The following is a 23,694-nucleotide window of genomic DNA, read 5'->3' as shown; positions in this document are numbered from 1 at the left end:
AGAGATGTTAGATAACTGCTCAATACTCAATACTCAATACTAAAATCTAAATAAGATGAATTTAAAACTTAAAATATGGCGTCAGAAAGATGCCAACACGAAAGGAAAGATGGTAGACTACCCGATATCTGGTGTAGAAGAAGACATGTCTTTCTTAGAAATGCTGGATGTTTTAAATGAAGAACTCGTAAATAAAGGTGAAGAGCCTGTAGAGTTTGATCATGACTGTCGTGAAGGAATCTGTGGAGCTTGTTCGCTTCAGATAAACGGAGAGCCTCACGGTCCAGACAGAAAAGTTACTACTTGCCAATTACATATGCGTATGTTTAATGACGGTGATACAATTACTATCGAACCGTTTAGAGCAACCGCTTTCCCTGTAATAAAAGATTTAATTGTAGATCGTTCTTCTTTTGATAGAATTCAACAAGCAGGAGGGTTTATTTCAGTAAATACTTCTGGGAATACGATTGATGCAAACGCAATTCCAGTAAACAAAGACAATGCAGACGATTCTTTTAACGCTGCTACTTGTATTGGATGTGGAGCTTGTGTTGCTGCATGTAAGAATGCGAGCGCGATGTTATTTACATCCGCTAAAGTGTCTCAGTTTGCTTTGTTACCGCAAGGACAAATTGAAGCTACCGATCGTGTACTTAACATGGTTAGACAGATGGATGAAGAAGGTTTTGGAAACTGTTCTAACACTGGAGCTTGTGAGATCGAATGCCCTAAAGGGATTTCTTTAGAGAATATTGCAAGAATGAATAGAGAGTATCTTTCTGCTAATATGAAGAAGTAAGATTACAACTATAAGTTTAAAAAAATAAGGGTTAAGATTTTTAAAAATCTTAACCCTTATTTTTTTTGCATTATCATAAACAACAAACACTATAATTAATATAACTATTAGATTTAGTTCAACAAAAAAGCTCTGGAAAACCCAGAGCTTTTTAACTAACTAAACTTAACTAAACTAAAGCTAATTCAAAATAATGAATCGTTATTCTATAATTTAAACCCAATTCCAATCCCAGCAATAAAAGGATTGATGTCTACATCGGCATCCACAACAGCACCTAAAGCAGAAGTAGCATCTACCTCAACATCTGTACTCATAAATAAATATTTAGCATCTACATTAATAAACCAACGCTCACTAATATCGAAGTCTATACCGAATTGAATTGCTGGAGAAAAAGTATTATCATACTTCATATTATCTGCAATTGGACCATTATCTTCTCCATAAAAAATTGTGTAATTAATCCCAGCTCCAACATAAGGTCTTACATTTTCTTCTACATTCCAGTGATATTGGAACGTTAACGTAGGAGGCAATAACCAAACGTCTCCAAGATCTAAATTACCAACAGCAGTATTAGTTGCTTTAACACCATGACGCGTAGTTGCAAGGATTAATTCTGCAGCGAAATTTTTAGTAAAAAAATAAGTAAAATCTAATTCTGGCATAAAGGCTTTTGTGATTTCTGCATCACCACCAATCAAGCTAATATTAGCACTCTCATCTGGCGTAACTAAAATACCACGAGCTCTAATTTGCCATCTATAAAAATCGTTATTATCGTGTGATTTTTTTGACTCCTGGGCAGTTGCAAAAGAGATTGCAAAACACCCTACTAATAAGGATAGAACTATTTTTTTCATTGTTTCATTTTTTAAGTTGAAACAAAAGTATATACTAAACAGAACCTAAAAGATGATTTATGTCATGTGTTTATAGATTATATACTAATACGACATCTAAATGAAAAAAAACCTTAGAAAGCACATATAATTAACATCAAAAGAAAAATAAAGAAAGTAACTAGAAGAAAGTTGTTAGATAAAATGCAGAAAATTAACTTTACTATAAAACATACAAAATCCTATTAACAAAAAATCAGTGACAAAATACCTATTAGGGCATAACAATAAGCATACTTGGACTAGATTTTACTACATTCTATAAATCCAATTTGCAGGATTATCGGTATGATCATTATTATAAATCATAAACTTAAGTACCGTTTCATTATTAGAAGTGCTCGTAAAGACCTCACCGATCTCTTGCTTAGTAATTACATTATCGCCTTCTTTTACGTACACCTTACCCAAATTATTATAAACCGATATATAATTACCATGCTGGATTAAAACAGCCTTATTCCCTCCTTTAATTGCCTGTACAGCCAATACTTTTCCACGATAAATTGCACGTGCTTTAGATCCCTTTTCTGTTGCAATACGAACTCCGTTACTCTGGATGGTAACAGATTTTACAATAGGATGCGGTTGCTTCCCGTAGCGCATTTTCAAAACTCCTTTTTCAACGGGCCAAGGTAGCTTCCCTTTATTTGCTTTAAAGTCGGTGTCCACAAGCTTAGCTTCCGCAGTTAAAGCAAAATTGGATGATTTGGTTGCACTTTCTCTAGTTTCTTTTGTAGTCTCTTTATTGGCAGCGTTGGCTTTGGCGATAGCATCACGAATAATTTTATCTATCTGTTTATCTATCTTATCCGCTTGCTTTTGTTTATCGCGAATCTGATTGGCATATTCAGTTTCCTTTTTCTTAATCGTTGCTATAAGACCTTGCTGACTGCTTAATTCTTGTTCAAGAGAAGCTTGTTCTTTACGATTTTCAGCAATAAGCGTTTCTTTCTCTTTACGCTGACCTACTAAACCATCATTAAGCCGCTGCAATTCCTTTGTTTTAGATTGAATTTCATCAGCCTGTTCTTTACGGTAGTTTGTATACTGCTTCATATACTGAACCCTCTTGTAGGCCTGAAAGAAATCTTCAGAAGAAAGTAAAAACATTAATCTACTTTGCTGAGAATTGCTTTTATATGATTTCCGAATCATCTCCGCATAATCACTTTTCAACTCCTTTAAGTCGTCTCGAAGCTTAGAGATTTTATTAATATTATTATTTATCTGACGATTGATTAAGTTCGCTTGCTGGTTGGTAACTTTTATAAGCTCCTTTCTTATTTTAATTTTATGATCTAAATCTTCAACATCTTCTAAAACACTTGTTTTCTCTTTTCTCTTTTGAGAAAGCAATGTGTTGAACTGCTGAATCTCCTCTTGGAGTCTAGATTTTCTTGCCTCTAATTCCTTTTGCTCTTCACTTTGAGCTTGGAGTGTGCCAAATGATAGGAAAGCAATTAAAAAGCTTAAAAAGAAGAAATTTTGCTTACTCATATTATTTAATCTCTACTTGTTTAAATCCGTTTGGTATATTGTACGGGAAGTTCACATCTCTATCAAACTCAACACTATTATACTCTATATTGATGCGATTTCTATGTTTTTCATCCACTGCATTAATCTCAATCTCATTTGGAAGAATCCTACCTCCTACTTTTTGATAATTCTGATAATCGATACTCAATAAACGATTTTTCTCCGGTTGAGATATTTGCTGTAAACTCATTTTATAATATGTAGGATCAATCAAAAATAGTGTTTTAAATAACTCCGATTGCTTTTCTGGTTTTAACTGATATTTATTAGCAACAGAAGCTACATAATAAGGCTCACTTTTAAGATTAAAAACAGCTTGCCCCAACAGAATATTCTGAACCATTTTAAAATCTAAATCGGTACCCAACAAATTATTTAAATAAGAAAAGTCTCCATCAAAATATGTATTATCCAATTTATTATAAAAACTAACCCGCGTAGGTGTAATTAAAACCTTTACTACAGATAAAGGAGCACTCATCCATATGGTTTCGTCCTTTTTCATTCGGAAACTTACCGTTACTCCTTGCGACTCATCACCATCTGTATAGTCAATTTTCATCCTTCCAGTAAGTGTGCTAAAATCTAACTCATTTTTATAATGGTTTGAAATAACATTTTTTGCTGAAACATCACTTTTTAACTCCCCCGCCCCTAAAACATTTTTAGATTTACAGGAAACAAAAAACAATGATAATAACATTATATATATTGAAAACTTAGCGTTTATTTTCATTCAAATTAAGTTAATTATTCGCATCTATTTTTAACTGATACTCATTTGATTTTTCTGTTTCACCCAACTTATTATAAGCGAACATAAGCTCTTTAAAAATATTATTTTCTAGTTGTTTATCATCCAACAAATATCCAAGCCCTTCTTCCAAAACTTCTGTAGCCATTTTATACTCCTGAAGCTTATTTAAAGCAACTCCTTTTAAATAATAAAAATCAGGTTGCGTAGGGAAATTATCCAACGCATCACTGCTTACACTCAGCATTTCTTTATAATCCGTTCGCTCTTGTTGCTTAAGAATTTGATTTTTATAATCGTCGATTGGATTATTAACAGAACTGGATCTCTCAGCAGATTTAGGTTTTGCTAAAGCACTAATATTTTGCAACATTATAACTTTAGACCGCTTTTGCGCTGCCTCTGCCCTCTGAACACCATTTGCATCCATCTCATCTATTACAACGAGCGCTTTATCATATTCTTGCTGCTCGATATATAAATCTGCTAAAACACCTTTATAATTAGGATTTGTAGCAGATAACTTTGAAGCAACTTCAATTGCTTTGGCTATATTTTGCTGGTTTTTATAACATGTTAAAAGCGCATCTAAATACCACTTATTATTACTACGCTTTGATATTGCAGCCTCTAAATAAGGTTGTGCTTGTACATATTTATGCTGATACATATAGTTTAAACCAAGCTCATAATCTATAACATCGTTAGCTGGTTCCAATTCTTTACAAACCAAAAGAGCAGTAATTGCTCTATCATAATTCTCGATTCCCTTTTGCTTCAATGATTCATAAAAATGTTCTTGAAAAGCATCTTCATTAGTTTCATTAGAAACATCAGCAGCAGATTCTTGAGCCATTGCAAGCGTAGAGGTTATATAAACCATCATAATCAACGCTCGTAAAAAAACCCTCTTGATCATACTATCTCTGATCTAAAATCTCTCGAATTATAAATGTAAGAATAAAGACTAATTTTAAATATAAACTTACTCAGTAAAAAATATATAAATTACTCTAAAACAGAATAATCTCCGATGCTAACATCTGTAAATTTCCCATCAAACTTGGCAAAATTCCCAATCATAGCATTATCTAAATCAGCATTTTTAATAACCGACTGTGTTTGAATTAAGCTATTTTTTATGGTTGAATTCTCTACAACAGTCCCATCTCCAATAGAAACATTAGGCCCAACTGATGCATTTTTTAAAACTACATGCTCTCCGATATAACAAGGCTGAATAATTGTAGCATTCTCTTGTTTAACGGTACTAGAAACTAAATTTTCTCCATCTTCATGTAAGAATTGTAGCATTCTGCTATTAGTTTCTACAGTAACATTCTTATTTCCACAGTCCATCCACTCATCTACCTTTCCAGGGACGAATTTCTTTCCTTGAGCCATCATTGCTTTTATACCATCATTAATTTGGTATTCGCCTCCATGAAGAATATTCGCATCTAAAACCTTTTGTAATTCCGCTTTAAGCTGCTCCCCTTCTTTAAAATAATAAATTCCAATAACTGCTAGATCTGAAACAAATTCTGTTGGCTTTTCAACCAATCCAGAAATATTCTTTTCATCATTAAGTTCTACAACACCGTATGCCTCCGGCTTATCAACTTGTTTTACCCAAATTACACTGTCTGCAGTTTGATCTAAATTAAAGTCTGCTTTAAAAAGTGTATCCGCATATGCTATTACACACGGCCCAGAAAGCGACTCTTTTGCACACATAATCGCATGTCCAGTTCCCAAAGGCTTATCTTGGTAATAAATAGTTCCTTTAGCATTTAGACTTGCAGCTATTTCATTTAATTTAGCTTCAATCTCAGCACCAAAATCGTCTTTTATTATAAATGCTATCTCTTCAATATCTTGATCAAGTACTTTGGCGATATCTTCCACCAAACGCTGTACAATAGGTTTTCCCGCTATCGGAATTAGTGGTTTTGGTATTGTTAAAGTGTGTGGTCTAAGTCTGGATCCACGTCCAGCCATTGGTACTATTATTTTCATACTAATCTCATATTCCCGCGTAAGCAGAAATCTTATTTTTAATGTTGTTAATTAAATCTGCCTAAGCAGAAAGCTATTTTTATTAATACTCTTAAAAAGAGTGCTATTTATATAATACAAAATTACCTTATCCAAGAGGGTTACTCATTTTCACAAGAGACATACCAAAGTTGTAGGCATTACTTTACACCAGTACTACCGAAACCGCCTTCTCCTCTTTTTGTTTCTGAAAGAACTTCTACTTCTTCCCAGCTAATATGTTCGTGTTTTGCAATTACTAATTGTGCAATTCGTTCTCCGTTTTCAATAGTAAAATCCTCATTTGAAAGATTTACTAAGATAACGCCAATTTCTCCTCTATAGTCTGCATCGATTGTTCCTGGAGCATTAAGAACAGTAATTCCCTTCTTTGCAGCCAGACCGCTTCTAGGTCTTACCTGAGCCTCAGAACCTATTGGAAGCTCTATAAACAATCCAGTTTTTACGATTGCTCGCTCTAAAGGTTTTAAAACTATTGGTGTTTCTATATTTGCTCTAATATCCATCCCAGCGGAGGCTATGGTTTCATAGCTTGGTAATTGATGCTCGGACTTATTTACTATTTTTACTGTCATTTTTAAATTTATTTTCTTTTTTTAATAGAAATAGATTTCACCATTTCTTTAAGCTGTTTATTCTCTAAACGATAAATCAGCATCAAAAATACTAAAACTAAGAGTGTTCCTATAATTAGATTTCTATCGAATACATAAAAAGATAGAAAAACAAAGAGAATAGATACTCCTAAATAGCTTCCTATTTTCTTTAAATTATAAGGGATTGGATGATTTTTTTGTCCGAAGTAAAAAGATAAAAGCATCATACTTCCATAGGCTACCAAAGTAGCGATAGCAGACCCTTTATACGTTATAATAGGAATTAAAATGAAATTTAAAGCTAGTGTTACAATCGCTCCAAAAACGGAAATATAAGCTCCAAAAATTGTCCTATCTGTTATCTTATACCAAACGGAAAGGTTGTGGTAAATTCCAAAAAATAAATTTGCTAATAGAATGAATGGAACTACCCATAAAGCCTCCCAATATGCTGAATTATGAATTAATATCTTTTTAAGCACGTCAATATAAACCACTACAAACAAAAATATAAGCGATCCGAAAATGGTAAAATACAACGTTGTGTCTGCATAGATTTCTTTAGCATTCTTTTTGTTGGCATTACTAAAGAAAAACGGTTCGACACCCAATTTAAAAGCAGTGACAAAGAGAGTCATAAAAGCTCCTAACTTATAACAAGCAGCATAGATTCCAACTGTTTCTTCCGCTATATTCTCGGGTAGTAAATATTTCAGCATTATTTTATCAAACCCTTCATTGATAGAAAATGCAATCCCTGCAATTAATACTGGAAAAGCATAGCGAATCATTCTCTTCCATAAATTAAAATCAAGCCTCAATCGGATTCTAAAATAAAGAGGTAGGATAAGTAATAGTCCGAAGAAACTTGCTAAAACATTCGAAATAAAGATATAATTCACCTTATTTTCAAATACTAATCCATTTAAAACAGAAGTCTCATTATCAGAAATGAGCAACGGCAATACAAGGAAGAAAAATAAATTTAATCCTAGATTTACAATAACGGTTGTTATTTTTATAAATGAATATTTTAAAGGCATTTCTTGGTTTCGAAGCCAAGCAAAAGGGATTACACAAAGTGCATCAAAAAATAAAATTAGTATTCCGTATACTATAAACTCGGGCTTAAACCCTAAAAAGGAAGCAATACTATCTTTGAATAATAGAGAAAATACTAAAAACAAACCTGAAGTAACAAAAATAGAAGTTAATGCGGTAGATTGAACTTCCGATTTTCGCTCACTTTTATTCATAAATCGGAAAAAAGCAGTTTCCATTCCATAGGAAAGAAGAACGTTTCCTGAAATTAAATAAACATATAAAGACGCATAAATTCCATAATCTTCTGTAGGAAGCTTATCGGTGTATAGGCGCGTTAATACTAGGCTTAACAACCTTGGTAATACCGTAGCCAGCCCATAGATAAATGTATGCTTAAATAGTTTTTTTAGCGACCCCAATACATGTTTTTCTTAATGTGCTAAAAGTATCGATTTATAAAGAGCTAACAAAAGTTTTACTTTTTAATTATCGGACTTTCTTTATAATGAATAGGCACAACTACTTCGAATTCATTTATTACGTAAAATTGCTTTTCATCGTTATAAGTATAACATAATAGCACTTGCTCTTCTTCGATTTCAAAAGGTGGTTTTACAGTCGCTTTAGGAGGCATGTTTCCAAATTCCATTTTTGGGTCGGCATGCATAATAAGGTCATTAAATTTTATGTTATCATCTGAAAAGCGCCCTATATAGATGTCTCCCTTTTTATAATGCTCTAAAGGCGCCATTTGTCCTTTATAATACAAGCTATCAAAAGATATATTTCCTTTTAAGTCCTCTATAGAGAATGTTAAGTAAATGTTTTCACCTTTCACTTTCTTATTCTCGCCAGCTGTCCAAGCCTCTATACTTGCTTCTTTTACACTAAAGGGTGGATCTTTTATAAGCTGCTTCGAAGTCCCACATTGAGAAAACCCCAAAACAACTAAAATGCCAAAAAAGATATTTAAAAATCGTATCATATTTGTTTTATAAACTTACTATGGTTAATCAAATCTAACACCTAATATGGTTACCACTCGACTAAGGAAAGTATCCTTTAAGTCGGTTTATTAGGTATAACTCTAAAACTTCAAAATTATTGGTATTATAAAGGTAGGATTTCAAAATTGATGCCAAATTTAATTCAAACAAAAACTCCAAAGACAATTGCCTTTGGAGTTTTATATGTAAATAGTATACCAAGGTGGGGGATTTCTTAGTATAAAACGATCTATAATTATCCTTGTTGCATTTTCACCATAATGCCTTGTAGTTTTTGTTGCAATTCTTTGCTTGCTTGTACAGAACTAGCTACTGCTTGGTAACGCTCTATAGACAATCCTGTATCTGTAATAACAGTTTCCATTTGCGACTGAAACTTAGGTTGTAACTTCTCTAAATCTGCAATTGCAGCTTTATGCTTCGCTAACTCATCTTCAGAGGCGTCTACTTCCTTATTAGGATCCATAGAAGCTTGTTGGATCTCATTAAAGCGATCTAACGCTATTCCATGATCTTTTATGGTAGTGGTCATTGCTTGTTGCGCTTCTTGGTTTTTCATTTGAATTCCCATATAAGCTTCCGCAAATTGTTGTAATTCGGCATCAGAAATGTTTTCTGCTGGTGCTGGTGCTGGCGCTTGTACTTGCGCAAAGGAACTCACACTTCCTAATAATGCGACGAATAGAAAAACTATTTTTAATCTTTTTAATACTAACATGTTATCTCTTTTAAGTTATCTAGATAAGCAAGATTAAATAAATTTGTAAGACACAAAAAAAATCTGACTATAAAGTCTATAACTTCACAAAGGTTTAACAAAATATAACCATTTTTACTACGATAATTAACAGAACATGATGTTAACTACAAAATTAAATGCCACAATACTTTCCTTCAGTAAATATTATAAAAAGATAAACCCCAAAAGCAAAAGCCTTTGGGGTTTATATATATTATTTAAGTAATAACTTCTTAGTTATTTAAAGCTTCTGCTCCACCAACAATCTCAAGGATCTCGTTAGTAATTGCAGCTTGACGTGCTTTATTGTATGTAAGTGTTAATTCTGCTTTTAAGTCAGCAGCATTATCGGTTGCTTTATGCATTGCCGTCATACGTGCTCCGTGTTCAGAAGCAAAAGAATCACGAATAGCTTTATATAATTGTGTCTTTAATGACTTTGGAATTAACGTCTCTATAATTTCCTCTTTTGAAGGCTCGAAAATATAATCGGCTGAATTATTATTTGTTTCCTCGCTTTCAATAGGTTTTATAGGTAAGAAATCTTCCGTTTTAACAATTTGCGTAGCTGCATTTTTGAAATGGTTGTAAACCAAAACAATCTTATCGTATGCTCCTTCTCTATACAATGTCATTAATCGCTCTGCAATAACAGTAACATTATCAAAAGTAAGATCGTCGTAAATGTCGTTGTTATTATGTGTAACGTAATGGTTTTTCTTAAGAATATCGTTTCCTTTTTTACCAACAGTTACAAAACTAACCTTCTTTCCTGCGTATGTAGACTGCGCAAGAAGATTAGATGCTTTAATAATATTAGTATTAAAGGCACCACATAAACCTCTATTAGAAGTAATTGCAACAACAAGTACACTTTTAACTTCTCTTTGCTCTGCATACACACTCCCTGCATCACCTTCTAGTGTAGCACTAAGCGTTTGTAAAAGCTCGGTAAGTTTATCGGAATAAGGACGCATTGCTGTAATAGCATCTTGCGCTTTTTTCAACTTTGCAGCTGATACCATTTTCATGGCACTAGTTATCTGCATCGTTGAACCAACCGATGTAATTCTGCTACGTATTTCTTTTAAATTTGCCATTCTATATTAAGAATTGAGTATGAAGCACCGAGTATTGAAATTCTGTAATCTCAATACTCGATACTAAAATCTAATTACCCTTTATATTTTGCTGAAAGCTCTTTTGCTACTTGAGAAAGTGTATCTGTTACTTCATCTGTTAATTTACCAGATTTCAATGTATCTAATACTCCTCTATGCTTAGCGTTTAAGAACTCTAAAAAGTCTTTTTCGAACTCTTTTACCTTTTCTACTGGAACGTCTTTTAGAAGGTTTCTAGAACCTGCGTAGATAATTGCAATCTGATCTTCAACTGTGTAAGGATCATTCTGAGCTTGCTTAAGAATCTCAACGTTTCTTTTACCTTTACTAATTACACTCATAGTAGCGGCATCTAAATCAGAACCAAACTTAGCAAACGCTTCTAATTCACGGAACTGTGCTTGATCTAATTTTAATGTACCAGCAACTTTCTTCATCGATTTAATCTGTGCGTTACCTCCAACACGAGATACAGAAATACCTACGTTAATTGCAGGACGAACCCCAGAGTTAAATAAATCTGATTCTAAGAAAATCTGACCATCTGTAATCGAAATCACGTTTGTTGGGATATATGCCGAAACGTCTCCCGCTTGTGTTTCAATAATTGGTAAGGCTGTTAAAGAACCTCCTCCTTTTACAATTGGTTTTAAAGATTCTGGAAGATCATTCATCTCTTTTGCAATACCATCATCAGCGATAACTTTTGCAGCACGCTCTAATAATCTTGAGTGTAAGAAGAAAACATCTCCAGGATATGCTTCACGTCCTGGTGGACGACGAAGTAATAAAGATACCTCACGGTAAGCAACTGCTTGTTTGGATAAATCATCATAAACAATTAATGCAGGTCTTCCTGTATCTCTAAAGTACTCTCCAATTGCAGCACCTGCGAAAGGAGCATAAACTTGCATTGGAGCAGGATCAGATGCATTTGCAGCTACGATTACTGTATATGCTAACGCTCCCTTATCTTCAAGAGTTTTAGCAATTGCAGCTACTGTAGAAGCTTTTTGTCCAATCGCAACATATATACAAAATACTGGCTTACCAGCATCGTAAAATTCTTTTTGGTTGATAATGGTATCAATACAAACGGTAGTTTTACCAGTTTGACGGTCTCCAATAACCAACTCACGTTGTCCTCTACCTACAGGAATCATCGCATCGATAGATTTGATACCTGTTTGTAATGGTTCTGTTACTGGTTGACGGAAGATAACTCCAGGAGCTTTACGCTCTAAAGGCATCTCATAAAGATCTCCACCAATAGGACCTTTACCATCAATAGGATTTCCTAAAGTATCAACTACACGACCTACCATTTTCTCACCTACTTTAATAGATGCGATACGCTGTGTACGCTTTACAGTATCACCCTCTTTAATTCCTTTTGAAGGACCTAACAAAACAATACCAACATTGTCTTCCTCAAGGTTAAGTACGATACCTTCTAACCCAGATTCAAACTGTACTAACTCACCATATTGTGCATTAGACAATCCATAAACTCGGGCGATACCATCTCCTATCTGGAGTACAGTTCCTACTTCGTCCAATGAAGCTTTCGCTTCAAATCCTGATAGTTGCTTTTTTAATATTGCTGATACCTCAGCCGCTTTAACTTCAGCCATCTTTATTTAGTATTTAGATTTTAGATGCTTTAAAATTAAAACATCCTACCTTTTTATTTTAGTTATTAAGAAACGTATGCGTTGTTATGTAAACCTCTCTTAAGGTTACTCAACTGGTTTGCTATACTAGCATTATACTGTAAATCTCCTACTCTAAGGATAAATCCACCGATAATACTTTCATCAATTATATTTTTTATTGTTGCGGTATTACCCGTTAGCTCTTTTACCTTGTCTAGAACTTTTTGCTCTAATTCTGATGATAAAGGAACTGCCGTTGTAACTACTGCAAGCTCTTTTCCTCTCAATTTATCATATAATACGATATACTTTTCAGCAACCACTTTTAATAAATTAATACGGTTGTTCTCTATAAGCACAGCTATCAGCCTTAAAGAAACAGGATTCACTCCAGAAAAAATTTCGTTTAATGCTGCTTGCTTATCAGATAATTTGATAACCGGACTTTGAAGCATCCCTTCCAATTCTTCATTTCCGTTTATAGTATTATAGATATCTTTCATATCTGCTCCAACTACATCAAGAGCATCTTGCTCCTTTGCGTAATCTAAAACAGCTTTCGCGTATCTATTTCCTGCTCTGGTACCTTTCATGGTATTCCTTCTTACAAATTAGTTTAAAGTAACCTCTTTTAACATATCGTCTACAAGCTGTAATTGCTTTTCTTTAGACGAAAGCTCAGATTTAACTACTTTCTCTGCTATTTCTACTGATAAATTAGCTACTTGATTTTTCAATTCAGCAACGGCAGCTTGCTTTTCACTTTGAATTGTTTGCTGTGCTTGCTTGATAACTTTATCAGCTTGCGCCTGTGCTTCTTCTTTCGCTTCAGCAATCATAGCTTCTTTGATCTGACGTGCTTCCTTCAACATAGTGTCTCTTTCTGCACGCGCTTCTTGAATCAATTTCTCATTATCAGATTGAAGATTTTGTAACTCTTTACGAGCTTCTTCAGCAGATTCTAAAGCCTTATTGATAGACTCTTCTCTTGTGCTAACAGCTCCTAAAATTGGCTTCCAAGCAAACTTACGTAATAGTATAAATAGAATTACAAAAACTATTATAGACCAAAAAATTAAACTTTCAGGATGTGTAATATTCATTATAAAAAATATTAAATAACGTTTTCTAGTTTTTAATTTCCACTGATAAATCTTAACTCTCGTGGAACGTAATCATACACTTTAAATTAAAACGATTGTAAAAATGACACTTTATCATTTATAAATCAAATATTTAAAGCATAAAACTCACTTAATGAGTAAACAACGCTACAACCAACCGTTGTAGCGTTGTTTGTTTTTTGTCAAAAATTATTTTGCGATTAACGCAACAACCACTGCGAAAAGTGCAACACCCTCAATAAGTGCAGCAGCAATAATCATGGCAGTTTGAATTTTTGAAGCCGCTTCTGGCTGACGTGCAATAGCATCCATTGCAGATCCACCAATTTTACCGATACCTAAACCTGCACCGATGGCAGCTAATCCAGCTCCTATTCCAGCTAAAATCATAATAAAAAATTTATAATAGTTAATAAATAAAACTCAATATTAATGGTGGTCTTCTACCGCCTGCCCAATAAATAAAGCAGATAGTAACGTAAACACATACGCTTGTAATGCCGCTACCAATAACTCTAATCCATACATAAACAATGAAAATGCTATAGATATAGGTGATACAGCTGCTGATTCGAAAATAAAAATCAACGACATTAAACTCAATATAATAATATGTCCTGCTGTAATGTTAGCGAATAAACGAATCATTAAAGCAAAAGGCTTTGTAAACATTCCTAAAACCTCCACAGGAATCATAATTGGTAATAACCATTTTGGAACTCCTGGAGTTGCGAATATATGCCCCCAATATGCTTTGTTACCACTAAAAATAGTAAGCAAGAAAGTAAAGGTTGCTAATACTCCTGTAAATAAAATATCATTTGTAAGTGTTCCTTGGAAAGGAAAAAATGGAATTAATCCGAAAAGGTTACCTATCCAGATTAAGAAAAATACAGTTAATAAATACGGCATGTATTTTTTGTATTTTTTCTCTCCAATATTAGGTCTCGCAATATCGTCTCTAACAAAAACGATTAAAGGCTCCATAAAACCTGCAATACCTTTTGGTGCTCTTTTATTTTTCTTGTAAGAATTAGCTACAGGAATAAATATTAACAACATTAATATTGCTGTAACCATTAAAGTGAATACATTTTTTGTAATCGAAAAGTTTAAAGGACGTGAATTTGTAACATGATGCTCCTCATCAAAAGACAAACCTCCATCTGCATAATATATTTCATCATGAACACGTGCAAATTTTTGTCCGTTACGTTCTACAATAACTTCTCCATTTTCATCATGATGAAATTCTGAAGACATAAATGTTACTAAACCATTCTCTGTCCATAAAATTACAGGAAGTGGCATGGAAATTGCTTTTCCGCCCACATCTGCAATATGGAATTCATGAGAATCCGATATGTGATGATTTATTAAATCCGTTGGATTAAAAGCTTCATCTGTAGTGTCCTCACTATGAGCGTTTTCGTGCTCCTGAGCGCTTGCTCCTAAAGAAACAAAAAACATTGCTAAAAGAAAAAATCTCTTGATAGATTTCTGTGCTATCCTCATACCTAATTAAAAATAAAATATATGCTCCTCAAAAATTTGGTGCAAAGGTACATTATTTATTCACATTAGGAAGTTAACAACTATTTTTTTTTCTATATAAAGCGAAAAGAAATTTTTATATCAAAAAGACCTCATTTCAAGAGTTTTATAACATAAAAAGCTTCTAAAAACAAATAGATGAAGTACGGAATAAAAAAACTAAACACCGTTGGAATAGGGTTAGCCATATCATTTTGAAATAAAGGAATCAAAAAAACGATCGCAGCAAACATCTTTAAGCCAGTAAAAGCTAAAAATGCGAGACCTGTTTTATCTGGCAACACATTATGAACTGCCAATATAGATATGTATATAATAAGGGTGATTACAAAATGAAATGTATAAATAATCCACGTACTATAAAAGAACGTTGTCTCTGGGAAGATATTTGCTTGAATAAAATACTGAGCGACTGCAAGAATAATTGTAAGTGGAATCAGTACGCTTAAAAAAGGAATTAATTTCTGTTTCATTTTAAAAAACCCATAGTAGTTATGGGTTGCTAATTTTCTTTTTCTCCAAGTGATTTTACTTGGCGATATACATTATACAAGGATATAAAAACTGCTAATAGGGAAAAAATAATGGTGTATGCAGAATAATCATTCGGGAATTTTTCATCTAACCAGACACCAAAAAAAGCACCTGCTGCAATTATAATACCCATTTGCAAACCAATATTAGTAAACTTTACCCAAGAACTAAGCTGATTTTTCGTTTGCTTTTGGTTGTCTTTGTTCATCTTCTTTTAAAGATTTTAAAGAAGCACCTTTCATAGAACAAGCAGCATTAAAAGTAGCTCCTGGCTCCACAGCCAATTTACCTACCACAACATCTCCTTCTATTACCGCAGTACCTTTTAGGGTTAGTACATTTTCAACTTTAAGATCTCCATCAAATCTCCCTTCTACATCAGCATTCATACATTGTATTTTTCCGCTAACTTTTCCAGATCTTCCTATTACTACTTTTCCTTTTGCAATAATACTCCCTTCCAATTCTCCGTCAATACGGATATCTGCTTCGGAAGTTAAATCTCCTTTAATTTTAGTGTTTTCTACAATTCTATTTGTTTGTCCTGAAACAGGCTCTACTCTGTTTTTCTTTGATTCTGCGAACATCTCTATTAGTTATTAAGACTTGGGTTATTGATTTTACTTTTCTCTATATCAGACAAATAAGAAGTTAGGTTCTTATGTATTTGCACTTTTTTATAGTTGCTTGACGAAATTACAAATTTCTCATTGTCAACCAAATAATCTTTGTTAATGTTTAATAGCTCCGCGTATCCTTCTGCATGTAACTTCGTGTCAAAACCATGAACCACCAAAAATACTTTATTAGGATTGTAAACGTCTTTAGAGTACGTTACATGTGTGTATTTAAGGTCTTTCAAAGAACGGTCTATCTTATCCGTAAGCTTTTTGATTGCTGCATCACTATTTCTATCAAAAGGATAAATAATTTTCCATTGGTTAGAAGCAATCGGATCCATATTAAAAGTTGTATCTGCAATTATAGGCAACGCCTCGTCTATAATTCGCTGCGCCTCTGCCCCTTCTGGCGAATTAGGATAGTTTAAAGCAATGCTACTTAATGACTTTTTATAAGCATCAACACCATATAATCTTGCGTTAGCAGAAGCTTTCAACATTTCAAACTTCAGCATAACATCTTCTCCATTATATTTAGAGATATTCTTGTCTGCTTCAGCAATTACCTTTTCATAGTTTTGATTTTCAAAATCATCATAAAGAGTAGCATAAACTGTACTCGGACTCGTTCCATCATCAGCAAGAATAGCAGATGGATTTTCTAATAGCTCCGCATATCGAGATCCGCTATGATTATTAATAATATCATTTTTATACTGATCTGCTAATGGCGATTCTAATTGTTGATAGATTTTATACAAATTATACTTGGCAGGAAGTACCAAACGCTCTTCAGGATCATTATCAAGTAGTGTTTCTAACTTATTCGCCGCCAATTCATATTCTACAAACTTCTCCTTATAAATTAACCCAAGCTGATAGTTAGCAAAATTATAATCCTTTTTTATACTGTCTATTGCTGAAGGATCTTGAGGAAGTTGGTCTAAATAATAGTCCACCGTATAATAATCGGCATTATCTGTATTTATTTCTTCTGAAGCAATTGCGGTTTCTTGCACAGAAGTCATTTTATTATTCAGCCTCCAATCATCTTCCAAGGTTCTATTTCCCCAGATTTTCTTAAACTCCTGAACACCATATTGCACACTTGAAGGATTATAGAAATAAAAATCGGAGCCTCCGCTTTTATTATTATTCCTAAAGCCTGATGCTCCAGCATAACTATTTTCTTGTAACTGCGCTATTTCCGCTCTTTCTTTAGCTTTTGCCTCTTCTACTTTTAAGGAATCTATATGCCGCTGATAAAACATTTTTCTCTCCCCTTCTGGCAATCCAACGATATAAAGAATACTGTCATTTCTAGCTGCAATAGCTTCATATTTTATAACACTTTCTAGATTTTCTCTCTTTCGAGTTAACGTTCTAAATTTTTTAGAATTCACATTCAAATTAGTAAGTGTACTATCATAATAAGCACCAGCATCTGCATAATATGCATTATCAAAATACATGGTGGCTAAGTTTTCATAATCTAAAGCCAATAAATTAGGATCGTTAACCGTATTCTTAATCGATTCGTTTAAATAATACTGCGCCCAATCATATTGTTCATTATTGAGGTAATACATAGCATTCAAGCGATACAACTTACCTAAATAAGGTCTGTTTTCCCGATTTCGTTCTAACTTATCAAGAGCTGCCAATAAAGTTGAGTCCTCTTCTCCTCTTTCATATAAATTTTTAATCTTCTCCACATAAGCATTAATCATATAAACACGTGGAGTTTTTCTCTTTAACGCGATAACCTTATCAAACGCAATATTCGCACTATCCAACTCCCCTTTCTCATCGTAAAGCTGACCTATTATATAGTTATAACGCCCTACTTCTTCGTAATTTTTAGCAGTATTGGAAGCTAATTTTAATCGGAAGATAGCACTATCCTTTTGTTCTAAATTAATATACGCCTGCGCCATCATTGCAGAAGCATCTGCATATTCTTGCTCTGTAATGTCTAACTGAAGTACTTTCTTTAAATTGGTAATTGCCACCTCCTCATTCTCCATTCGGATATTGGTTTTCTCACGCCAAATGGCTGCTTGGTGGATAATATCGCTATCGGTATATTTTAAAAGGATGTAATTAAAAGCCTCTAACGCAGGCACAAAACGCTGATCGTAGTAACGAGCTTTTCCAAGAAGCAAATAAGCCTCATCGATCTGCGGATTACGCTCTTGACCACCAATATTCATTCCATGTTTCTGGATTGCTTTGGTAGCTTTATCTTCAGCTCTTCTAAAGTTTGGATTTAACTGAGCAGTATCAATAATTATCTCCTCACGAATTTCCATTCGCTCCACAGGAAGCAATTCCCAGTAATTATCTACGTAATTGGTTATAAGCTCTTCTTGCCCTTTAGCAAGTGCTTCTTTTCCATTGTGCAAGACATTGAATTTTGTATTTAATGCATGCCAATTTCTATTAACAAAAGCATCTTTCTTGGTAGAACACGCCACTAAAACGAGCACCATAAAAAGAAGATACGTAGTTATTTTAAGGTATTTATTCAAAGCCTATTAGTTGCAATTATAAACTGCCTCGAAACACTTATTCGAAACATTATTATACGGTAAACATTTCATTTTAAACACCATCACCAAAATACTAAACCCCAAGTGAGTAACTTTGAAGTTGACTATTTATTGCTGATATGAGGTAAAAATACATTATTTTTTTGTTCACACCGTTTTTATGAATTAATAAATCTTGATGAAACCTATAAAGAGGAAAAGTTTACAACATGTGGATGTTCTTTATTATAAACACTTTATTTACTTTCTAAAATCACTAATACAAAGTTAACTTAGCATTGTTAACTCCTTTCTGCTCCCAATAACATTCCTATAAATTGATTTCACAAAAACTATACTCGGGTCTTTAAACTCGTAGTACTTACAACCAATATCAATTTTAAATTTAAACATAGAAGATTCTATAGTTTTATTCTACGAAAAGACAAGGATTACATTTTTTAATAATCCTGCTGAATAGAATAAAACTGAAATGTAAATTACTTATTACTATTTATAATAAGTGATATCGAAAAATATAGAAAACGGAGGAAGCTCACCTACAATCCAATTAGACATACTTGTTTCTCGTAGAAAAGTCTGAATATTACGCCCCTTTGTTTGTGCATAAAAAAGCATATTATCATTACTAGACTTGTACCAAAGACGAACAGGCTCGATGGTTACAACGACATCTTCATTAACAAACAACGACTCATCTGAAACATCAATAGTTATTAAGTGTTCATTTTTATAACTCTTTACAAAAAGCTGATTCTTTAAAATTGATTCTTTAGGTAAACCATCAGAAGAAAGTTTATACAAATTCATTCGAAATAAAATACTATCTATCGTATTCTCTTTTAAGGAAAAATTTATTTTATCAATTTTATATTCAAAACCTGTATTATCTATTTTTATACCATATTCTTTTCCTTTACCATAAGCGTCAGTATTGGCTTCGCCGGTATTATATATAGACTGCTTATAACCGCCAATCTTTTTGTTCTCTTGCTTAAGTTTTTTAGATTTTTCCAAAACAACCTCATCCAGAAGTAAAATTTCTTGTTCTAAAAACACCTTAGGATTTGCTTTTAAAATTGAAATAGGAACGGATTTGCTTTTATATCCAATACATGAAAAAGTAATCGATACAGCCATGTTATTCTCTACAAGAGATAAATTAAATGAACCATCTTCCTTGGAAATTGTGCCAACATTTTCTCCATAAACACCTATACTAACATACGGAATTGCCTCAGCTGTTTTAGCATCTACAACTTCACCTTTTAGGATTTTTTGAGAAAAGCCTGCATGACAAAAGTAAATTGTAAATAAAACTGATAATATGAAATACTTTTTAAACATCACTCTAGGTTGATACAATTACTCAATTTATTCTTTAGCTTTATTTATAACATAATTCTTTGCAAAAACCTCACCTTTAGTCCTTATATTCTTCCGGCAACACAGCAGCAGTTTCATTTAAAATCTCTTCAGAAAAAAAAGTTTCTAACTCTTTTAAAGTAGCTTCCGATTTCTGAATGTCTTTTACCGTTTTTCCTTTTTCTAAAACTACAATTCGTTGGCAAACTTCTGTAACATGCGCCAAATCGTGACTAGAAACTAAAACGGTAACTTCTGCATCGTCTTTATAGGTAGTTATTAATTTTTTTAATCGGATTTGCGTTGTAGGATCTAAGTTTGCAAATGGCTCATCTAAAATCACCACTTTTGGCTTCCCTATAAAAGCAGCCACAATTCCAACTTTCTTCTGATTTCCTTTTGATAAATCTCTAAGGTATTTTTTACCTCCTAGAATCTCTCCGTGGAAAAATTCTTGAAAAGGAACTAGAAACTCATCGATATCTTCTTTATTCTGACCTCTTAATTCCCCGATAAAATAAAAATATTCTTCTGGAGTTAAATAGCCTATTAAGAAGGTTTCATCTATAAATGCAGCAGTTAATGGCTTCCAATCTTCACTTTCGTTGACTTTAAAACCGTTATTTTCTACAAAACCCGTAGAAGGTTGAATTAAATCAAGCAACAAACTAAAAAGTGTAGTTTTTCCTGCTCCATTATTTCCAACTAAACCGAATATTTGCCCCCCTGGGATTTGAAGTTGCTCAATTGATAAAACTGTATTTCCGTTATATGTTTTTGAAAGATTTTCTATAGTAATCATGGTCTTAATTTTTTTGTTTGTAAGCGGCTAATGTTTTGTACTTCTCTGTTTTATAAACTTTCTCGATCTTATTAAATACCTTTTCCTTTAAAGCAAAACCAGCTATTCCTGCTAGAATAACCAATCCGTATCCTAAAAAAGGACCAACGGTATAATGACCAAGCGCATAAAGTAACACTGGAAGAATCATTTTAGGAATTGTAAGTAAAAGCGTCTTTGCATTAAAGGCTTGAGAGTCGCCAAAAGCTTTTTTATTACTCGTTAAATCAATTGGTGTTTTTATATAAGCACCTCCCCATAAAACCATATGAGAATTCACTCCTATATTATAAACAGCTCCAGTGATAACAGCGAGATAAATTTCCCAACCGAAATACAAATAGAAAGAGGCTACAATAGTGGTTATAATTGTTGCTATTACCATGAGCCACCATTTAGAGTCTAGATAATCGCGGTAACGTATATTCTGACTCATCATCAATGGGTAATAGGAGCTATCCCAACTCGGCACAAACTGTCCGAAGCTAAATAGAAAACCTCCTGTTACAAAAATAGCGGCAAAGATTCTCCACGGAGCACCTTGATATACTTCGATGGCATTGGAAAAAAATAAAAGCCCGTAAAAAACAAAAAGAAAACTCATAAAAACAGCTGTTTTAGAGCGTTTATTCCTCTTTATAAGTTTGATATCATTCTTAAGAAACACAGAAATACTTCCAAAGCGATTCAACCAATCTAAATTCTCTGCTTTTGCCTCTTGATGTTTTGTAGCAAGACCTGCATCGAGATATAGATTCTTTTTAAAATAATTAAAAGCTACAAAATACAATGTTATTAAAAGGGCTATCGGAATAAGAGCTAAATATGGAATTCCGTAAAACGCTTGAAAAACCTGCCCTGTATATAAGGTAACATCAAAAATTTCATAATATTGAAGTCCCGCCATCATAACTATTATTGCAAAAACAATGGCTAACAACACCCCAACGCCATTCATAAAAATATTAATGAAGTTATTACAATAAACAAGCGCAAAAACTCCTATAAACCATGTAAAAACCTGAATCGGTTCATAGCCATTCATTATTAAGGCTACGGAAAACGGGAGAAAAAAGAATATATGGATGATATTAAAAAACGAAAAAACAGTTTTCCATAAACTGAACTGAACAATCTTCCCTTTCTTAAAAGGCAGGTATAATAATGGTTTGATATTTACTACAGGCATTTTCTGCAGCATATATCTAAAAAGTAAATCCAATACCAAGTAATACATTAGAAATCGACTAACGACTTCCAAAGCATTTAATTCAAGCTTCTCTTCAATCACATAATAGGCAGCGCCTCCCATTACAGAAAAGGTAGCAATCATATAAAGCGCCATAAAACCCATGAAGATTTTCATCACAAGATTGGATGAAAAGGAAGCAGACCTAAAAAAAGCCTTCCACTGAAGTGTAAAAAAGTGTTTTATCATAAAATTGGTGGTTATGTTCTATATGTTAGTAGCGTAAGTTATTAATTTGTTACAAAAACTACGCTTTTAATAGTTTATATTCTGGATATACCCGACAAAAATTGATTATCACATTCATAAGTTTCCTGAAAATCCTTTGTTGCTTTCATGTCAGATACTATCGTCTATATTTCCAATTTAAAGTTTAGAAATACCGTAATATCAATTCAACACACTTAAAAAGTATAGAAAATAGCTACATACATAAGAAAGTTATGTATAAATTTTTCTTAATGTCATTTTTTTAAGTGCTAGCAATGTCTATTTTTGCCAAAAATATTATTGATGACTCATTTTCATTCGCTTAAAGTAATAGCAATACACAAAATAACACCAAAAGCCGTAGTTGTAACTTTTGAAATTCCAGAAGATCTGGCTAGCAAATACAAATTTACTCCTGGGCAATACATTACTATCAAAAAAGAAATAGACGGGAAAGAGTTACGTCGTTCGTATTCTATATGTTCTGGGAAAAATGAAGCTACTATTTCTGTTGGAATTAAAGAAATGCCTAACGGAACTTTCTCTAAGTATGCACAGACTATTAAAGTTGGTGATGTGTTAGAAGTTCACCCACCAGAAGGGCGATTTACTTTTGATGCTACTCAATATAAAGGTAAAAATATTGCTGCCTTTGTTGCAGGAAGTGGAATAACCCCAATAATGAGTATCGTAAAGGATGCATTGCAAAATAGCGATAATAATTTCATACTTGTTTATGGAAATAAATCGCTAGAAGAAACGATGTTCCACAAAGATCTTTTAGAATTAGTACAAGAATTCCCAGATAGATTAAGCGCGCAATTCATTTACAGTCAGACAGAAGAGGTTGATTCTTTATTTGGACGCATAGAACGCTCTACAATCAACTTCATTCTAAAAAACAAGCATAAAGACACTCCAATAGATGCTTTCTATATCTGCGGACCAGAAGCAATGATTGAAAGTACTTCAGAAACCTTAAAAGAAAACGGTATTTCTCAAGACAAAATTCATATTGAGCACTTTACCACTTCAGACGATCATTCTGAAGTTCCAGATTCTATTGAAGATGGAAAAACAAAGGTTAAAGTTCTTATTGACGATGAAGAAACGGAGATTGTAATGGATAAAAAACAGCGTGTACTCGATGCTGTTTTAGCGGAAGATCTAGACGCTCCATATTCTTGTCAAGGTGGTGTTTGTAGTAGTTGTGTAGCACGATTAACAGAAGGAAAAGTAGAAATGATTAAAAATCAGATTCTAACAGACGGAGAGATTGAAGAAGGACTTATCCTTACGTGCCAAGCGCATCCTACAACAGATAGTATCTCCATCGATTTTGATGATGTTTAAATAACAAAAATCACATAAAAATAGATTTACAATCATAGCTTTTAAACTTCGGGTTTTTAAGCTATTTTT

24 protein-coding genes are annotated in these 23,694 nt (G+C 33.2%); 2 read left to right on the top strand and 22 right to left on the bottom strand.

What is annotated here, in order from left to right:
- Nucleotides 1-55 precede the first annotated feature (55 nt).
- Entirely contained in the window at nucleotides 56-802 is a 747-nt protein-coding gene (locus ACN0TY_RS03410; protein WP_236957643.1) for a succinate dehydrogenase/fumarate reductase iron-sulfur subunit, read from the top strand.
- A gap of 206 nt (nucleotides 803-1,008) precedes the next feature.
- Here ACN0TY_RS03410 and ACN0TY_RS03405 read toward each other — a convergent pair whose 3' ends face one another.
- The 22 genes from ACN0TY_RS03405 to ACN0TY_RS03300 all read right to left on the bottom strand — a co-directional run bounded on the left by ACN0TY_RS03405 (nucleotide 1,009) and on the right by ACN0TY_RS03300 (nucleotide 22,251).
- On the bottom strand, nucleotides 1,009-1,668 hold the full coding sequence (locus tag ACN0TY_RS03405; RefSeq protein WP_236957642.1) for an OmpW/AlkL family protein: 660 nt from the start codon (nucleotides 1,666-1,668) through the stop codon (nucleotides 1,009-1,011).
- A 291-nt stretch (nucleotides 1,669-1,959) separates the two neighbouring features.
- Nucleotides 1,960-3,207 carry a murein hydrolase activator EnvC family protein gene (locus tag ACN0TY_RS03400; RefSeq protein WP_417443362.1) on the bottom strand — a complete coding sequence of 416 codons (1,248 nt, stop codon included), beginning with the start codon at nucleotides 3,205-3,207 and terminating at the stop codon, nucleotides 1,960-1,962.
- A gap of 1 nt (nucleotide 3,208) precedes the next feature.
- Complete coding sequence (locus ACN0TY_RS03395) at nucleotides 3,209-3,985, bottom strand: DUF4292 domain-containing protein (RefSeq protein WP_417443361.1); 777 nt, start codon at nucleotides 3,983-3,985, stop codon at nucleotides 3,209-3,211.
- 10 nt (nucleotides 3,986-3,995) lie between these two features.
- The gene (locus tag ACN0TY_RS03390) at nucleotides 3,996-4,889 is read right to left on the bottom strand and encodes a tetratricopeptide repeat protein (protein WP_417443360.1); all 894 of its coding nucleotides are present in this window, start codon (nucleotides 4,887-4,889) and stop codon (nucleotides 3,996-3,998) included.
- Between the two features lie 122 nt (nucleotides 4,890-5,011).
- Nucleotides 5,012-6,022, bottom strand: coding sequence for a sugar phosphate nucleotidyltransferase (locus ACN0TY_RS03385; RefSeq protein WP_236957638.1), 1,011 nt, complete (start codon nucleotides 6,020-6,022; stop codon nucleotides 5,012-5,014).
- Between the two features lie 179 nt (nucleotides 6,023-6,201).
- Nucleotides 6,202-6,636, bottom strand: coding sequence for a dUTP diphosphatase (gene dut / locus ACN0TY_RS03380; protein ID WP_417443359.1), 435 nt, complete (start codon nucleotides 6,634-6,636; stop codon nucleotides 6,202-6,204).
- An 8-nt stretch (nucleotides 6,637-6,644) separates the two neighbouring features.
- Complete coding sequence (locus ACN0TY_RS03375; protein ID WP_236957636.1) at nucleotides 6,645-8,120, bottom strand: oligosaccharide flippase family protein; 1,476 nt, start codon at nucleotides 8,118-8,120, stop codon at nucleotides 6,645-6,647.
- Nucleotides 8,121-8,176: 56 nt separating this feature from the next.
- Nucleotides 8,177-8,686 carry a hypothetical protein gene (locus tag ACN0TY_RS03370; protein ID WP_236957635.1) on the bottom strand — a complete coding sequence of 170 codons (510 nt, stop codon included), beginning with the start codon at nucleotides 8,684-8,686 and terminating at the stop codon, nucleotides 8,177-8,179.
- Nucleotides 8,687-8,943: 257 nt separating this feature from the next.
- Nucleotides 8,944-9,426, bottom strand: a complete 483-nt coding sequence (locus ACN0TY_RS03365) for a DUF4168 domain-containing protein (protein WP_417443358.1) — start codon at nucleotides 9,424-9,426, stop codon at nucleotides 8,944-8,946.
- Between the two features lie 254 nt (nucleotides 9,427-9,680).
- Entirely contained in the window at nucleotides 9,681-10,547 is an 867-nt protein-coding gene (gene atpG / locus ACN0TY_RS03360; protein WP_236957633.1) for an ATP synthase F1 subunit gamma, read from the bottom strand.
- A 74-nt stretch (nucleotides 10,548-10,621) separates the two neighbouring features.
- Entirely contained in the window at nucleotides 10,622-12,202 is a 1,581-nt protein-coding gene (gene atpA, locus ACN0TY_RS03355) for a F0F1 ATP synthase subunit alpha (RefSeq protein ID WP_236957632.1), read from the bottom strand.
- A 65-nt stretch (nucleotides 12,203-12,267) separates the two neighbouring features.
- Nucleotides 12,268-12,816: an ATP synthase F1 subunit delta gene (gene atpH / locus ACN0TY_RS03350; protein ID WP_417443357.1), complete on the bottom strand. Its 549-nt coding sequence runs from the start codon at nucleotides 12,814-12,816 to the stop codon at nucleotides 12,268-12,270.
- Between the two features lie 18 nt (nucleotides 12,817-12,834).
- On the bottom strand, nucleotides 12,835-13,326 hold the full coding sequence (locus ACN0TY_RS03345; protein WP_417443356.1) for a F0F1 ATP synthase subunit B: 492 nt from the start codon (nucleotides 13,324-13,326) through the stop codon (nucleotides 12,835-12,837).
- Between the two features lie 210 nt (nucleotides 13,327-13,536).
- Complete coding sequence (atpE, locus tag ACN0TY_RS03340) at nucleotides 13,537-13,737, bottom strand: ATP synthase F0 subunit C (RefSeq protein WP_008611555.1); 201 nt, start codon at nucleotides 13,735-13,737, stop codon at nucleotides 13,537-13,539.
- A 39-nt stretch (nucleotides 13,738-13,776) separates the two neighbouring features.
- On the bottom strand, nucleotides 13,777-14,862 hold the full coding sequence (gene atpB / locus ACN0TY_RS03335; protein WP_417443355.1) for a F0F1 ATP synthase subunit A: 1,086 nt from the start codon (nucleotides 14,860-14,862) through the stop codon (nucleotides 13,777-13,779).
- A gap of 131 nt (nucleotides 14,863-14,993) precedes the next feature.
- Nucleotides 14,994-15,374, bottom strand: a complete 381-nt coding sequence (locus ACN0TY_RS03330) for a hypothetical protein (RefSeq protein ID WP_417443354.1) — start codon at nucleotides 15,372-15,374, stop codon at nucleotides 14,994-14,996.
- A gap of 29 nt (nucleotides 15,375-15,403) precedes the next feature.
- Nucleotides 15,404-15,643 (bottom strand): AtpZ/AtpI family protein, encoded by a 240-nt coding sequence (locus ACN0TY_RS03325; protein ID WP_236957626.1) that lies wholly within the window; start codon nucleotides 15,641-15,643, stop codon nucleotides 15,404-15,406.
- Nucleotides 15,603-16,022, bottom strand: coding sequence for a bactofilin family protein (locus ACN0TY_RS03320; RefSeq protein ID WP_236957625.1), 420 nt, complete (start codon nucleotides 16,020-16,022; stop codon nucleotides 15,603-15,605). The genes ACN0TY_RS03325 and ACN0TY_RS03320 overlap by 41 nt, the downstream gene beginning before the upstream one ends.
- Before the next feature lie 5 nt (nucleotides 16,023-16,027).
- Nucleotides 16,028-18,586 carry a tetratricopeptide repeat protein gene (locus ACN0TY_RS03315; RefSeq protein ID WP_417443353.1) on the bottom strand — a complete coding sequence of 853 codons (2,559 nt, stop codon included), beginning with the start codon at nucleotides 18,584-18,586 and terminating at the stop codon, nucleotides 16,028-16,030.
- 510 nt (nucleotides 18,587-19,096) lie between these two features.
- Nucleotides 19,097-19,954 carry a carboxypeptidase-like regulatory domain-containing protein gene (locus ACN0TY_RS03310; protein ID WP_417443352.1) on the bottom strand — a complete coding sequence of 286 codons (858 nt, stop codon included), beginning with the start codon at nucleotides 19,952-19,954 and terminating at the stop codon, nucleotides 19,097-19,099.
- 76 nt (nucleotides 19,955-20,030) lie between these two features.
- Nucleotides 20,031-20,774 (bottom strand): ABC transporter ATP-binding protein, encoded by a 744-nt coding sequence (locus tag ACN0TY_RS03305; RefSeq protein WP_236957622.1) that lies wholly within the window; start codon nucleotides 20,772-20,774, stop codon nucleotides 20,031-20,033.
- Nucleotides 20,775-20,778: 4 nt separating this feature from the next.
- Nucleotides 20,779-22,251 carry a DUF5687 family protein gene (locus ACN0TY_RS03300; protein ID WP_417443351.1) on the bottom strand — a complete coding sequence of 491 codons (1,473 nt, stop codon included), beginning with the start codon at nucleotides 22,249-22,251 and terminating at the stop codon, nucleotides 20,779-20,781.
- Between the two features lie 324 nt (nucleotides 22,252-22,575).
- Between ACN0TY_RS03300 and ACN0TY_RS03295 the strand changes: the two genes are divergently transcribed.
- Nucleotides 22,576-23,625 carry a 2Fe-2S iron-sulfur cluster-binding protein gene (locus ACN0TY_RS03295; RefSeq protein ID WP_417443350.1) on the top strand — a complete coding sequence of 350 codons (1,050 nt, stop codon included), beginning with the start codon at nucleotides 22,576-22,578 and terminating at the stop codon, nucleotides 23,623-23,625.
- Nucleotides 23,626-23,694: the final 69 nt, after the last annotated feature.

Origin of the sequence: Joostella sp. (assembly GCF_048266025.1) — a bacterium.
GTDB lineage: Bacteria > Bacteroidota > Bacteroidia > Flavobacteriales > Flavobacteriaceae > Galbibacter > Galbibacter atrarenae.
Note: the sequence above shows the minus strand (reverse complement) of the source record. Positions and strands in the feature narration are given on the sequence as shown.